The sequence below is a fragment of the Porphyromonas crevioricanis genome, from assembly GCF_900167225.1.
Lineage (GTDB): Bacteria > Bacteroidota > Bacteroidia > Bacteroidales > Porphyromonadaceae > Porphyromonas > Porphyromonas crevioricanis.
The window spans coordinates 37573-52818 of sequence record NZ_FUXH01000002.1; the positions used below are offsets into that span (position 1 = coordinate 37573).

The 15246-nt window shown below is 44.0% G+C and carries 8 protein-coding genes and 1 pseudogene; 6 read left to right on the forward strand and 3 right to left on the reverse strand.

The window, feature by feature from the left end; translation table 11 throughout:
* Positions 1-12: 12 nt before the first annotated feature.
* Complete coding sequence (locus tag B5D48_RS01345; protein ID WP_143742784.1) at positions 13-561, reverse strand: hypothetical protein; 549 nt, start codon at positions 559-561, stop codon at positions 13-15.
* Positions 562-964: 403 nt separating this feature from the next.
* Here B5D48_RS01345 and B5D48_RS01350 point away from each other — a divergent pair, with 403 nt between their 5' ends.
* From B5D48_RS01350 to clpB, 6 genes are all read left to right on the forward strand, one after another.
* On the forward strand, positions 965-3319 hold the full coding sequence (locus B5D48_RS01350) for a TonB-dependent receptor (protein ID WP_023937889.1): 2355 nt from the start codon (positions 965-967) through the stop codon (positions 3317-3319).
* A 526-nt stretch (positions 3320-3845) separates the two neighbouring features.
* Entirely contained in the window at positions 3846-6467 is a 2622-nt protein-coding gene (locus B5D48_RS01355; protein WP_023937891.1) for a leucine-rich repeat domain-containing protein, read from the forward strand.
* A 21-nt stretch (positions 6468-6488) separates the two neighbouring features.
* Complete coding sequence (locus B5D48_RS01360) at positions 6489-8405, forward strand: Omp28-related outer membrane protein (RefSeq protein WP_023937893.1); 1917 nt, start codon at positions 6489-6491, stop codon at positions 8403-8405.
* Positions 8406-8459: 54 nt separating this feature from the next.
* On the forward strand, positions 8460-9476 hold the full coding sequence (locus tag B5D48_RS01365; protein WP_023937894.1) for a leucine-rich repeat domain-containing protein: 1017 nt from the start codon (positions 8460-8462) through the stop codon (positions 9474-9476).
* A 57-nt stretch (positions 9477-9533) separates the two neighbouring features.
* Positions 9534-10439 (forward strand): Ig-like domain-containing protein, encoded by a 906-nt coding sequence (locus tag B5D48_RS01370; protein ID WP_023937895.1) that lies wholly within the window; start codon positions 9534-9536, stop codon positions 10437-10439.
* A 594-nt stretch (positions 10440-11033) separates the two neighbouring features.
* On the forward strand, positions 11034-13631 hold the full coding sequence (gene clpB, locus B5D48_RS01375) for an ATP-dependent chaperone ClpB (protein WP_023937897.1): 2598 nt from the start codon (positions 11034-11036) through the stop codon (positions 13629-13631).
* Between the two features lie 427 nt (positions 13632-14058).
* Here the strand turns inward: clpB and B5D48_RS01380 are convergent.
* Positions 14059-14625: pseudogene (locus tag B5D48_RS01380) on the reverse strand (electron transport complex protein RnfA); the annotation flags it as partial.
* Between the two features lie 26 nt (positions 14626-14651).
* Positions 14652-15242, reverse strand: coding sequence for an RnfABCDGE type electron transport complex subunit E (locus tag B5D48_RS01385; RefSeq protein ID WP_036888336.1), 591 nt, complete (start codon positions 15240-15242; stop codon positions 14652-14654).
* Positions 15243-15246: the final 4 nt, after the last annotated feature.

The window sequence follows — 15246 nt, forward strand, 5'->3', positions numbered from 1 at the left end:
TCTGCGGTACTTCTAGGATGGAAAGCTTGTACGGGCCATCTTCTTGCCGTATTCCAACAAAAGGTTTGAGTGTAAAAAGCCGCCTTTTTCTTTGGCTACATTCCCACAGATATATTTGCCATCCGCAGATGCAAACATTGGCCCCACAAAGGGGTACTCCGAATCGGGACTGGTGAAAGCTGTGAATTTGTTGTCGGCTTCGGTTATGACACCTCCATTACCCTTTACGACGAAAATGAGCATATCTCCGTTGTCGAATACAGAGACTATCTGGTGTTGTTCGGGTGGATAATAGCTTTCCTTTGTTTCAAGGTCGTACCGGAAACTATTGTCTGGGTTGAGGCCGAAGATATAACGACCATTCCCGGAAATCCCTCCGGTGAGACAGCCAGTCTCGTGCTCTCCTGTGAGCATGATGGGGCCTTCTACGATACCTTGTGCTTGCGAGGAGTGAGAGAAAAGAAAAGAGAAGAAAAACAGCCCGGGGGCAAGTAAAAGGGAGGAAGAGAAGTAACTTGAAGTTTTGATAACCGCTGCAATTGAAGGACAATCGTGTTTCATAATGTGTTTCATTTTTACTTGATAGTGTTGTGAAATTAAAGGACCAACATTTATGACGTTGGTAAAACTTGTTTCCGCAATATTAGATTTGTGTTTCTTGTGGTTTTCATGGTCTTTTCCATGGTATGCTTTTGCCTCAAAACCTTTGTTTTGGAGAACGGATAGAGGTTATTCTTGTTTGTTAAATGCTATGCTCGAATGGTTGGTATTTTGCCGTTTTTCTTAGAAAATACATGCCATCCGATCACGAGAGTAGATTTTTATGTAAGAATATCTCTTCGAGTTCTATCTTTTGTACATTTGTGGCAAGTGGTATGATGAATGTGATGCGGAAAGAAAAGAGAGGAGATTTCCTCTTTCTTCTTATTTGCGTCTTTGTTGTGACCTTACTCGGAGAAGTTCTATGGTGAATATTTTGTCCCGAATCGTTTTTTCGTTACTCTGTCTTACAGGATTTATTTCTTCAAATCTATATGCCCAAAGTGAGGGATCTATACAGGGCTTTGTCTTTTCTGACAAAAAACCGGTCGAATTTGCCTCAGTGATAATTTACGCCTCGGATAGCACTGTGATTCTGAATGGTACTTATACAGACCGTCGAGGGTTTTATCATTTTAGGTCCCTAGTCTATGGCAAGTATAGGGTGGAGGTTTCCTCCGTCGGCCATGAGAAGAAAGCTCTGACAGCAACGGTCGATAGCCTACATAGTGTGGTTACACTAAACTTCGATCTCCCTCTCCAGAACAAAGAGTTACAAGAAGTCTCTGTCTATGGATTTTCTCGCAATCATGTAGGTCGCCATAGCTATCATTTCGATAAGGCGCAGAAGAGTAGAGCTGCGGTTGCTCGAGATCTGGTTCTCTCACTTCCTCGTTTAAAGGAGAATCCAAGTACAGGGCGAATTGCCTCCGCCAATGGAGAGCCTGCTCCCCTTATCCTTATAAATGGAGTTGTTTCTGATGAAGAAGAGCTCAAAATGATTCCTCCTCAAAAGATTGTTCGTGTAGACTATTACGATTTGCCTCCTATGCGCTACAATACGGCCAATAGCGTGATTGATGTGATTACCCTTTCTCTCGACGATGGGCACACTGGAGGGGGAGAACTGGGAATATTCCCCTTAGCTACAGAAGCTAATGCTCGTATGTCTTATGCCTATAACAAGAGGAGGCATAGAGCGAAGTTTTTCTCGAATGTCTTTTATCGGGATACTCGTCTTGGTCGTAAAGAACAACAAGAAATAAGCTATACAACAGAAACTCCTTATTCATTTCTGTATGATAAGGAGGAGAAGTTCCTTGTCGAGAATCTACTTCTCAAAGGGGTATATACTTACACTGATGCAAACAAACAGACATTCCAGGCTTCTGTATCAGGTGTTTTTGACCATTTCAAAAATCGCAGTCAGTTATTGGCTGAGGCCTTTGTCAATACGAAAAAACAAAACCGCAGGGGAGAGTCTCATAGTAGAGCTTCGACCTTTAGTCCGATACTTGATTTATACTACGATTGTCGTCTGCCCAATGGAGATAAACTTTATGCAAATACTGTTTTTACAACCAATGTTGTGCAGCAGGTAATGGACGCAGAGGAGCGAGATCATGAGAATCTATCTCAAATTTTCTACCAAGATCATTTGTCTGCGAATAATCACAAGAGTTCCTTGATAGCTCAGCTCGATTATGCTCATTATCTAGGGCGAACTCTCCTACATGCTGGAATACAGGGTATGTATTCGCGTTCTCTCTTTAAGATCGACGGAAGTAGTTTGGCGAAGAAAATTGATGATTTGCAGCAACAGTATCGGCAGCGTGTATATGTCTCTTTGGAGGGTGGCTTTGGCCATTTCTCTTATCGTATCACGCCAGCATTGTCTTTGGCCTACGCCTCTTCTCATTATGGACAGCCGGAATCTCGTATTCGTTTTTTCTTTAGTCCCGCAGCACAGCTTCTCTACCGATTCAAGCAGAGACACCGTTTGCGTCTTAGTATGGAGGGGGAGAATTATGTCCCCGAATTGGGGCAAACTACCAGCGCATTACGACAACTTAGAGAAGGACTCTTCTTTCGGAATAATCCTCATTTGAAGAATAGTTATCGCCTGAAGTCTCAAATTCAGCACAGTTGGGCAAACAAATACATCGATATAGAAACATCAGTCAGTTACCGGCATGTTTGGGATGAATTGATTGCCTGTTTTGCAGAAGAAAAAATTAGTGGTGTAACGGCTATTGTGCAGTATCCTGACAATGCGAAATATTTTCGGCAGGTAGAGTTTCGGAGTGAACTTGCCCTGACGCCTTTGGGAAATGAAGTTCTCACTCTTCGTTTCTATGCTCATCCTCGCCAGCAGTACTACAAGTACACGGACGAGAGGATCTCCTCTTTGAGCTCTCTTCCATTAGGAGCTTCGATTGCTTTTCGCAAGAGAAATTTTGGATTGCAGGCGGATTGCTCCTTACCATACAAAAATCTACGTGGTTATTTCACATCTTCCTCTGACTGGTATTCTGCTGTAGCGATTTTTTATGGTGTTGGCAACTGGTCTTTCCGGGCTGGTGTAGAGAATCTTTTTAGAGAAGAAATGTATGTCTCAGACAATCATCCGGATGTGCTTGTTCAAGAGAATGTTCACACTTATATGCGAGATAATTATTGGAAAGTCTTTGCCGGCTTCAGTTATTACTTCTCTATCGGGAAGGAGTATCGTTTTTCAAAAGAACTGGACAATGAGGACTATGACCGTGGAACTCTTTAATCTTTGACTTTTTTATTAACCCCAGACCGGATACACTCCAAATCCAAGAATATATTTAACCCTGTCTTTGGAAGGTTTGCTGCTGTCAAAAAGAAAGTCTTTTGGTTTGAATGTTATTCTAATTGAAAGAAAAAAGGAGGTTGGACTAAATTTATTTGCTGTATCAGCCATCTAAGTTTGCATGGAAGTGTTTGTTTTCATACCTTAGCTGCGCACAGATTGGATCGTAGGTCTTTTGGGGGGTTGGGCTGGCGATCATTTTGGGGTGCAGAAGATATGCCAAGGATCATAGGTACAATGAGCATCAATAGCACAAGCAAATACCAGACGGGTTCTTTTGTAGAGAATTTTCGGGGAGATTTTACCCACTCTCGGCTGACTGCACCTTCTTTCTCCGAGAGCAGAGAAGTCGAGCTGTTTATCACCTCCTTCAAAGGGAGATGCTAGTGAACTAATAGAGGATTTTTCGTAACAGATCAACAAGAAGATTAGTCGTTTTAGTAATTCAAAAATATTTTCAAAAACAATGAACCGAAAGAAAAATCATTACTTACTTGGTTTCGTTATTCCTGCAGTTTGTTCTGCCTTTGTTGTGAACACTCCAGCCAATGCCTCTGCATTGAGACCCTTGTCTTATGCAACACATAGTGTGAGAGCTGAGGAGCCTGCAGAAGCTTTCGCCGAAGAGGCTGTGGAAGTTGTAGAAATGACAGAAGCCGGCAAACTCAAGGAAAAGTTGGGCGAAAAGCTCGCTACTGTCAAATCTCTGAAGGTGAAAGGCCCCATCAATGTAGTGGATCTTCGTGTTATTAAGACTGATATGACTGCTGTTGAAAGCGTTGATTTGGAAGACGCAAATATTCAAGAGCACAAGGAAGGTACCAGTACATATGCTGCCAATGAAATTGGTGGATTTCAATTCAGTCAAGTTGAAAAGATCACTAAATTCGTATTCCCTAAGAGCTTGAAAACGATTGGGAGAAAAGCATTTATGGGATCCAAACTCAAGGAGGTTATTCTCCCGGAAGGGCTTGAGACTTTGACTAAAGAGGCTTTTCAAGGTTCTGTCGATCTCAAGAAAGTTGTATTGCCCGGCTCTTTGAGAGTTGTTACCTATTCTGCTTTCTCCGGTTGTAAGGCTCTCGAGTCATTGACATTGAACGAAGGAATTCAAGAGATTGAAAGCACTGCATTCAAGAATTGCAATGCTTTGACTGCTGTTTCTTTTCCATCTACAATCACTAAGGTTCAGGGTTCTGCTTTCAATAACTGCAAGGCCTTGAAAGAAGTGACCAGTCTGGCAACCACTCCTCCCTCTCTTGAGGCTTCTGCTTTTGCGCAAGAGGTGTTCGATGGAGCCAAGTTGCTGGTAGCAAAGGGTAGCTTGGATAAATACAGAGCTGATGAGAAATGGAATAAGTTCAAAACAATAGAAGAAGTCCAAGGCGAAGTGATTGTTGATCCCAATCAAATCGTTGCTATGGAGACAGCTGGTCAGTTGGCTATCAAGCTGGAAGGCAAGTTAGATAAGGTTGAGGCTCTGAAGGTCACAGGAAAGATCAATGCGGAAGACTTGAAGACCATGAAAGAGATGGTGAAGTTGGCTGAGATTGATCTTTCCGAAGCCCAGATTGAGGGCACGGAAACAGCTGCGGCTAACACAATCGGAGAAGCACAATTCAGTGGAAAAGCTATTTTGACGCGTTTTGTATTCCCAATGAATCTAGTGAAGATTGAGAAAGAAGCATTCAAAGGAACCACTTTGGCAGAGGTAGCCTTGCCAGAAACCCTCACTGATTTGGGAGAGAGCGCATTTATGGATTGTGCTGAACTCTCTGGTCTTACGTTGCCTGCATCTCTCAGCACCCTTGGCTCTGATGTGATCAAGGGTTGTCCCAAGGTGACGATTCTCACCAGCAAGCCAACCACCCCTCCAACTGCTACTGCTGCTGCTTTCGAGGGACTTTACTCTACCCTTGAGTTACGTATTCCAGCAGAAGCCAAAGCTGCTTACAAAGCTCATGAGATGTGGTCAAAGTTCACCAATGTGAAAGATTTGGAAGGTAACCCAATCAGCGAAGATCCTGCTATCTTCACAATCACGATGGATGAAGCCGGTAAGCTCAAAGACTTGCTGACCGAAGATCAGAAGAATACCCTCACCGCAATTAAGGTGAATGGCCCGATCAATGTCAGAGACTTGCGAACTCTGAAGAAAGAACTGATCTTGATTGAAAAGATCGATTTGGCTGATGCTAATATCGAAGCTGTAACTATCGGAGAAAAAGAATATCCGGCCAACTCGTTTGAGGAGTCTCAGTTTGAGGAGAAGAGAACTCTCAAGTACTTCATATTCCCTAAGACGATCAAGAGAATAACTGCCAATGCCTTCAAAGGATCGGGTCTTGTAGAAGCCATCTTGCCCGAAGGCCTGGAAATGATAGATGGGATATACGCTTTTGCTTTCTGTTCAAATTTAACCAAGGCTTCTATACCAGCTTCATTGAAAGTTCTCCCTGCATATACATTCGTAAGTAATGCTAATCTGCAGGAAGTAACCTTTAAAGCAGGGCTAGAGGAGATCCAGAACAGAGCTTTCTCTGGCTGTAAGATGTTGTCATCAGTTAGTTTGCCGGAAACTCTTAAGTCTTTGGAAGGCGGAGCTTTCAAGGGTTGTGTACCTTTGACGGAGTTGACATTGCCAGCTTCTCTCCAGAAATTGGGTAAGGATGTAGTAAAAGAATGTCCCAACTTAACTAAACTTGTTTGTCTGCCGACCACTCCTCCCGAGGCTCCTGTAGATGCATTTGAAGCTGTTTTGTATCAGAACTTGGAGCTTCGTATTCCTAAGGAGGCTTTCGAGGCTTACGATAGCCACGCTGCTTGGTCTCAATTCCGTAACCTGAAAGATTTGGAGGGTAAGCCCTTGGCTATTGACAATGAACTCTCGAAGATCTCTGGTGTGAGAGTAGCTGGAAATGTGATTTCGATAGAAGTATCTGGAATGTCTACACTTGTCATATACGATGTCTTGGGTAGAGAGATTTATCCTCTTAGTCTAGTTGCTTCGAAGGCAGAAGTGAATGTGAAGACTGGGGCTTACATTGTTGTTCTCAACGGTAAAGCAACAAAGGTGATGGTCGATTGATCTGTTTTTGATATAATAAAGATGAAGAAGTTATTTATCTTCTGCATTACAATCGCACTGGCTTCGGCCGTGCGATTGTTTGCACAAGCAAACTCTCAGGACATACCTCTGATGACCTCAGAGGGTCGTTTTTATTGGGGGTATTGTGATCTCGAATCTCCGTTGAGTAGGCCAGGGCGCGGATATCCCAAAGGCTTTATAGGCAATGATACTAAGATTAGTTCCTTTGCTCGTTTCAAGGCAGACAAGACTAAGGCGTACAGTGGAGCTAAGGTTTTGGGTATGCGTGTGGGTGTGTGTGCAGATATTCCCTCTGCGGAGTTATTCGTGAGAAACACTCTTGAGGGAACCTCTCCCTTGCTTAGCAAGGTCACTAATTTGAGGCAGGGTTGGAATGAAGTGTTCTTCAATAATTCTTATTCTTTGGAGGAGAAGGATGTGGTTTTTGGCTACACCTATACTCAGAAAGATGTACTTGCTTCTCCTTTTGTTATAAGCGTGGACGAGGTTATATCTGCTCCCATGGAAGGCAATTACATCTCTTTGAATGGAGGCCCCCCCACGGTTCGTACCCATGAGCAAGGTTGTCTCAGAATCCAGTTGATTTTGGACGGGGATCATCCTGAATTCCATAACAAAACTCAGATTGCGGATTTAAAGCTTTCTCCTGTTATGAACGAAAAGGGAGAGATAACAGCTAAATATAAGCTATATAACATGGGGTCGAATAGGATTGAAAAGGTCGAGATCTCTTACTATGTAGATAATAAGCTGTGCAAACAGTCGGAGCATGTGACCTCTCTGCTTCCTTTGGAGCCTCTCGAGATAGAGGACAAAGAAATCAAAGTGTTGGGAGGCAAAGAGCTGGGTGTCAAAGTTAGCAAGGTGAATGATCAGAAAATCTTCTCCCAGCCGAGTGTTTTCTCTTTGGAAAAAATTTTGGAAAAGGCTTATCCACGAAAGGTTCTTTTGGAAAACTTTTCTACTGAGTTTTGTAGCTCTTGTCCGGGAGGCCATTCTCAGTTGAAAGAATTGATTGGAGAATCTTTCTCAGACAAGGTCACTTGGGTTGTTCATCATGTTGGATTTACCTATGATAAGTTTACATTAGAGGAGAGCAAATCGTTGGAGATGCTCTATGGAGATCCTCACAACCCGCCTTATCCGGAAGGTCCCTTTGCTCCTGCTATATCTCTTGACAGGACTTCTTCGGAACTTAAAATATTAAGCACCAAAGAAAAATTTCCTGCACATCGTATCTTTTCTAAAGACAAGGAAAAGACTAAGATGTTCTTTGAGGAAGCTGTGGAAAGACCGGCTCTCCTTACAATAGAACTTACTGAAGCCTATCGGGCGGAAGATCATAGTCTGAACATCTCCATATCAGGGGAGACTTTGCCTATGCTTGCAGGTAAGGGTATATATGCCAATATCTACATTGTGGAAGATCATATCTATTCTACAGATCAAGTTGGTACTGGGACTGATGAGAATGGAAAGAGAAAGCCCTTTATTCATAATGGAGTGTTGAGAAAGTTTGTAACCCCGATTGCCGGTGAATTGATTAAGGTCAGTGCCGAAAATAAGTACTCATTTGAGACTGCTTGTACTCTTGATCGAAGCTGGAACCCTGCTAATCTGCGTATTGTGGCCTTTGTTGCTAAGGCATTGAAAAGCGATCCGCTTGATTGTCAGGTGTACAATGCAGAAGAGACAATCATTTCGACGTTTAAAAATGTCGATCTCATCCAAGATGATGCTCAAACTCTCTTGTTTGTGAAAAATGGTACTATCTTTTGTTCTGGGGAGGCTTCTATTGATTCTGTCTATAGCCTTGAAGGGAAGCGTTGTCTCAATGAAGGGCTGGAATCGGGTGTTTATGTTATCCGAGTGAGAAAGGGCAACAAGATGTTTGTTCGCAAGATCAACATTAAGTGAGTGTTGTTTTGAGTGCAAAATTTATTTTAATACCATCTTTGATTATTTTGAATCATGAATACTAATTCTAAGCTGCGTTATTTGTTTTTATCCATAGGGCTGGTGTCTTGTTTGTTGCAAGGGATTTTTGTCTTGAGTGCGCAAGAAAGTCAGGCTGTTATTAAATTGTGGACAAGAAAAGAAATAGGCACAACTCTTGACCTAACTATAGAGCATGGTGAAGGAACAGAGATAAAGGTTGAAGGGGCCGAAAAAAATCTTTTCAACTCGGGTTACTACACGATAAAGGATAAAGAGATCAGAATTGTAGGTCCTGTGCACCGACTTTTTTGTTTTGAGAATCAACTTGACTCTGTAGATATTAGTGGCAGTTCTGTAATCGAGTATTTGGGCTGTAGTAATAACAGAATGAAGAAGCTTATCATTGGTGAGGCTAATGCCTCGATGAAGACACTACACTGCTACGGCAATGAGCTCCGCTCTTTGGATCTGGAGAAACTCCCCAACTTGGAGTTCCTTAATTGCTATTACAACTACCTGAGTGATTTGGATCTAACTCCTTGTTCGAAGTTGAAATTTGTGGCTGTTTTCGGTTGTTTTATCAAAGGCGATAAGGCCGAAAAGTTTATCAACAGTATGCCAACTTGCGGAATATTGACTCCGGGTTTGTTCTTTGCAGTAAATATTCTAAATGCCACACATAATGAGACTAATGTTTTTTACAAAGATCTCATTGACAAGGCTAAAGCAAAGAATTGGCTTGTGAAGGACTTTGCTATGGGGGCAAATGAGTATAATGGAATAGACTATGAAGGAGAACCAAACCCCATAAGTTTATTTCCTACTGAGAAGAGGCTTTTTGTGGTGAAGTTGGATAAGAGTTCGAATCGTTGCTATATCGAAGGAGCTCGCCCTAATACCGTAGGGGCTATATTGGGGATGGACGGATCCTGTATCAAGGTCTTTTCTATTGACAATGAAGGTAGAGCTGTTATTGAGTTGGATTCTCTTTCTTCAGGAACTTATTTGATACATATAGATAGGAGAGAGGTTAGCAAGTTTGTTCTCTGACATCTTCTGTTATCTATTAATAAGCGATTGGTTAAAAGATTGATATAGCAAATAGACATGATTAAGAATTTGAATAGTTACTTGCTTGCTGTTTGGAGTTTGGGACTCATTGTAGGAGCCATATCTTGCTCATCAGACAACAAAAAACAAGGAGAGGAGATACCGGTCGTTTTGACTGTGAAACAAACCTCTGTGACAGTAGAGGAGGGACAGACTGTGCAATTGGAAGCCAGTGTTTCTCCCGAGGGAACCAAGATCAATTGGACGAGTAAAGATGCCACCATTGCCACAGTAAGTGAAACAGGCTTACTATCTGCAATTAAGCCTGGCAACACTTCAGTAGAGGTTTCCGCAATAGGAGCTGAAACCAAGAACATTGCTGTGATTGTGACCCAGAAAAAGGTTCCAGAGGAGAACAAATATCACTTCGAAGCAGCTGATTTTGCTTCCTATAAACTCCTTTTGGAAGGGAAAGAGGATATGGCTGATAAGATCCGTGCTTATGAAGAGCAACTTGGGCTCCGAAAGCTCAACGAACAAGAGTCTGATGACAAGAAGCTCCTTTTCAATACCTATGGGAGCAAGCTCTCTGTAACGAACATCACTGGTGTCCGCTACAAATTTCCTAATCCGGAAGATGAAGCAGATAGGTTGGGAGTTGTACTGATGGTTCTAGCAAATCCGTTGAATTTGGAGATTGCACTTGGAGACGAGTTCTCCGGTTGGCTAAAGAAGAATGGTTTGAGTGGTAAGATGACTGACTATTCCGATGCTGTCGGCATCATTGGAGGAAATGGAGAATGGGCTGCCGGTATGGAAACAGAGGACAAGAAATGGAATGTAGTTGTGTTGGATATGGCTGGTAAAACCGCTATAACCGTCGAGCCGCTTATTTCTTTTGAGTTTTCTAAAGCCGAACGGATTGCTTCTTTGAAGAAGATTCTTTCCCAAAAAGTCTTGTAGAGTAAGACTTCCATAGACTTAAAAAAGGAGGCTGTGCCGAATATTCTTTTCGGTACAGCTTCCTTTTCTTTTGTCCCTTGGGAAATAAGTATCCAACCCGTAAGGATCGTTGCATGCAACGATAGTCCCTTTTCCTCTCTCAGAACCCCGACTTAAGAGTCTTTCTCTTGATCTCATCAGATCAAGAGAAGCTTTGCATTGCTCTCTGAATTGGATTAAGATCTCATACAATGTCTCTGAATGGTAGTGTCCGAAAAAGAGTGTAGGTTAAGTTTCTCTTCTTTTCATTTGACATCCCTATTTTGCTTGGTCGTTTTCTTACGTCGAACTGACGTTTCCTAAACTGGAAAGTATATTTCCCTTATGTGGAAAGTTTGCTTTCCACACTTGGAAAATAGATGCCCTATATAGGGAGGCTTTTGCCTGATATGCTCATTAAGGCTGGGTGGAGTATCCAGTCTCTTTGTTCATATCAAGCCATATCTGAAAGGAGTTTGTCCACCTCATCTTTCGGTTCGAAGGCGAGACTCTTTGATGCCATTTTGTCAGTGAGAAATTGGGATGGTATCATATTTGATTGATAGAAAGTTAGATATGAACATCAATAGCTATACCATCAAATCGCAGGAGGCTCTACAGCAGGCTGTAGAGCTGTGCCGCGTCGAGGGGCAGCAGCAGATAGTGCCGCTGCACTTGTTAGTCGCCCTGATAGACAAGGGCGAGAGTTTGGTAGATTTCGTTCTTCCCAAATTAGGGTTGCAACGGACTGTATTGCGTGAGCGAGCCATGGCTCTTTTATCTAAGCAGCCTAAAGTCTCCGGTGGAGAGCCTTACCTTGGCAACGAGGCAAATGAAGTCTTTAGACAAGCGGAGGATATTGCCCACCGGATGCAGGATCGCTATGTTGCGCTGGAGCATTTACTCTTGGCTATTATATCAGTTAAGAGTGAGGCTGGGCAGCTGCTTAAAGATATGGGAGTGACACATGAGCAACTCGAAGCAGCTGTTTTGGAGCTTCGCAAGGGAGCGAAAGTGACGAGTCAATCGGCTGAGGACACTTATCAGTCTCTGGAGAAGTATGCGACAGATCTTTGTGCCCGTGCTCGCGACGGGAAGTTGGATCCGGTGATAGGTCGAGACGAAGAGATACGACGAGTGTTGCAGATCCTCTCCCGTCGAACTAAGAATAATCCAATTCTCATTGGTGAACCCGGAGTGGGGAAGACGGCCATAGCCGAAGGCCTGGCACATCGTATCATACGAGGAGATGTGCCTGACAATTTGAAGCAGAAAAAGATTTTCAGTCTTGATATGGGAGCCTTAGTCGCCGGGGCCAAGTATAAAGGAGAATTTGAGGAGCGTCTGAAATCCGTAGTCAGTGAGGTGAGCAAGAGCGAAGGAGAGGTGATCTTGTTTATCGATGAAATCCACACGCTGGTGGGTGCCGGCAAAAGTGAGGGGGCTATGGATGCCGCCAATATCCTCAAGCCGGCTTTGGCCAGAGGAGAATTGCGGGCTATTGGAGCAACAACCTTGGATGAATACCAGAAGTATTTCGAGAAGGATAAGGCTTTGGAGAGACGTTTTCAAATGGTTATGGTAAATGAGCCAGACGAGCTGAGTACTATATCAATTCTACGGGGTCTTAAGGAGAAGTACGAAAATCATCACAAAGTGCGTATTAAGGATGAGGCTATCATTTCGGCTGTCAAGCTCTCCAATCGTTATATTACCGATCGTTTTTTGCCGGACAAGGCAATTGATTTGATGGATGAGGCTGCAGCCCGATTGCGTATGCAGATGGATTCTTTGCCAGAAGATCTCGATGAGGTGGAACGCCGAGTCAAACAGCTGGAGATTGAGCGAGAAGCTATTCGCCGAGAGCAAGACGAACCCAAGTTAGCCAAGCTTGAGAAAGAGATAGCCGATCTGAAGGAAGACGAACAGTTGCGTCGGTCGGTTTGGCAGCGGGAGAAAGATCTGATCAATACCATACAGCAGTGTAAGGTAGCTATAGAAGACCTCAAATATCATGCCGAGCGTGCCGAACGGGAAGGAGACTATGGCAAGGTGGCAGAGATCCGCTATGGATCCATTGTAGCCGAGCAAACAAAAATGGCAGAGTTGCAGCAACAACTCTACGAATTACAACAAGATGGTAAGGCGGCAATCAAGGAAGAGGTAGAATCGGATGATATAGCAGAGATCGTGGCTCGCTGGACTGGAATACCCGTGAGCAAGATGATGCAAAGCGAGCGCGAAAAGTTACTTCATTTGGAGGGTGAATTGCACAAACGAGTCGTAGGTCAAGATGAAGCTATTACGGCTGTAAGTGATGCAGTGCGTCGTTCTCGTGCCGGGTTGCAAGATGCCAAGCGTCCTATTGGTTCTTTTCTTTTCCTCGGATCTACTGGAGTGGGGAAAACAGAGTTGGCCAAGGCCCTGGCAGAATATCTCTTCGATGATGAGGCTATGCTTACTCGTATTGATATGAGCGAGTACCAAGAGAAGTTTGCTGCCTCTCGACTCATCGGAGCCCCTCCGGGATATGTAGGCTACGAAGAAGGAGGACAACTCACGGAAGCCGTGCGTCGTAAGCCTTATTCAGTAATCCTTTTCGATGAGATAGAGAAGGCGCATCCCGATGTATTCAACCTCTTGCTACAGGTCTTGGATGATGGGCGACTGACCGATAATAAGGGCCGAACAGTCAATTTCAAGAATACGATTATTATCATGACTTCTAATGTCGGTTCGAATATCATACAGCAACAGCTGACAGGCCTTTCCGACAATGTAACAGAAGAGACTGTAGAGCAGACGAAGCAGCAGATCCTGAATTTGCTCAAGCAAAGTGTACGACCCGAATTTCTCAATCGTATAGACGAGGTTATTGTATTCCGTCCGCTTTGTAAAGGGGAGATCCGTCGTATTGTGGAGTTACAACTGCAGGCGGTGTCTGCTTTGTTGGCGGAAAATGGTTTGAAAATGACTTATACACCAGCTGTTGTAGACCGAGTTGCGGAGCGAGGGTTCGATCCGGAGTTTGGAGCAAGGCCGGTGAAACGAGTACTGCAGCGTGAGATCCTCAATGAGTTGAGCAAGGCTTTGCTGGCTGCTCAAGTGACCGGAGAGCATCCTATCGTAATTGACTTGGATGAGAAAGGAGAGTCGATCATTTTCCGGAATTGATTTCGAGGTCGGGATTGTCTGTCAATCGATCGATCTTGCAAAACACAAAAAGGGAGTGCCATAATTAATGGCACTCCCTTTTTGTGTTTTAGGGAAGAGAAAACTGCGAAGTGTTGAGATGGGAGAGAGCGTGCGTAGTACTTATGACTTAACTCAGTACCCTGAAAGCAACACCGCAAACTTATTCGACATGAACACAGCTATCACAAATTCCTTGCATGGAGAGCAAGGATAGGTGTCTGTCTGTGGATCCCTTTACTTATCCTTTAATGAGGGTCGAATCTTCTTGTGCTATATTCAAGCTGTCTGTCTCTGCAGCAGCTGTGGCAGCTGCCACAGCATCTACCTGCTGTGCTGCGGTAGAATCGGTTGCTGTGACAACAGCTACCTCTTCTTTCGGACTTGTTGCACGTCTGATGCCTTTGTCCATACCACTAAAGCCCATGAAGCTCATAGCCAAAATACCAGCTACCAACATTGCTGCTGGCATGCCCACCATGGCTTTCGGTAGAGCTGTCTTAGCCAATTGCTCGCGGATACCGGCAAAGGTAACCAAAGCCAGTGTGAAGCCGATAGCAGTACTGATAGCATAGATAAGACTCTGCATGAAGCTATAGTCTTTTTGAATGACGAGGATAGCAACCCCCAGTACGCAGCAGTTTGTAGTAATCAAAGGCAAGAAAACACCGAGAGCTTGATACAGAGAGGGGGATACCTTCTTCAGGATAATCTCCACCATCTGCACCAGTGCAGCGATAATGAGGATGAAGACAATCGTTTGCGCAAATTCCAGACCATAGCGATCCAGAACAAACTTCTGAATCAGAAAGGTTACGATCGTAGCCAGCGTAAGAACGAAAGTCACGGCTGCCCCCATTCCTATAGAGGTCTGTACTTTCTTGGATACTCCCAAGAAAGGGCAGATACCCAAGAATTGAGCTAATACGACATTGTTTACAAATATCGCAGCAATGAATATCAATAAGTATTCCATAGATTCTTCTGTTTAGGGAGGGGGGATTAAGCTTTCTTCTGGAGTTTATTCACAACAGCAATCAGGTAGCCCAGAGCGATAAAAGCACCGGGAGCAAGTACGAAGAGAAGCGCACCATAGCTCTCTGGATAGAGATTTAAGCCAAATACGCTACCTGTACCGAGCAGCTCACGTACCGAGCCCAAAAGTGTGAGCCCCAGTGTAAAGCCAAGACCGATACCTATACCATCGAGAGCAGAGTGCAGTACTCCTCGCTTGGCCGCAACAGCCTCAGCACGCCCCAGCACAATACAGTTTACCACAATCAGAGGGATAAACAACCCTAAGCTGGCATACAGAGCCGGCACATAGGCCTGCATAAGCATCTGCAGCATGGATACAAAACCTGCGATCACGACAATAAAAGCTGGGATACGCACCATATCCGGAATCAACTTTTTGATCATGGAGATCACCACATTGGAGCAAATGAGCACAAACATGGTGGCCACACCCATCCCTAAGCCGTTCATGGCGGAGGAGGTTGTACCCAGCGTGGGGCACATCCCGAGCATCAGCACAAAGGTGGGGTTTTCCGCTACGATACCGTTTACAATGACGGCTAAATTCTTGTTCATGGCC

Excerpts from the sequence above, each read along its gene's own strand:
- B5D48_RS01345 (WP_143742784.1), bottom strand. The coding sequence starts at position 561 with ATGAAACACGATTGTCCTTCAATTGCAGCGGTTATCAAAACTTCAAGT.
- B5D48_RS01350 (WP_023937889.1), top strand. The coding sequence starts at position 965 with ATGGTGAATATTTTGTCCCGAATCGTTTTTTCGTTACTCTGTCTTACA.
- B5D48_RS01355 (WP_023937891.1), top strand. The coding sequence starts at position 3,846 with ATGAACCGAAAGAAAAATCATTACTTACTTGGTTTCGTTATTCCTGCA.
- B5D48_RS01360 (WP_023937893.1), top strand. The coding sequence starts at position 6,489 with ATGAAGAAGTTATTTATCTTCTGCATTACAATCGCACTGGCTTCGGCC.
- B5D48_RS01365 (WP_023937894.1), top strand. The coding sequence starts at position 8,460 with ATGAATACTAATTCTAAGCTGCGTTATTTGTTTTTATCCATAGGGCTG.
- B5D48_RS01370 (WP_023937895.1), top strand. The coding sequence starts at position 9,534 with ATGATTAAGAATTTGAATAGTTACTTGCTTGCTGTTTGGAGTTTGGGA.
- clpB (WP_023937897.1), top strand. The coding sequence starts at position 11,034 with ATGAACATCAATAGCTATACCATCAAATCGCAGGAGGCTCTACAGCAG.
- B5D48_RS01385 (WP_036888336.1), bottom strand. The coding sequence starts at position 15,242 with ATGAACAAGAATTTAGCCGTCATTGTAAACGGTATCGTAGCGGAAAAC.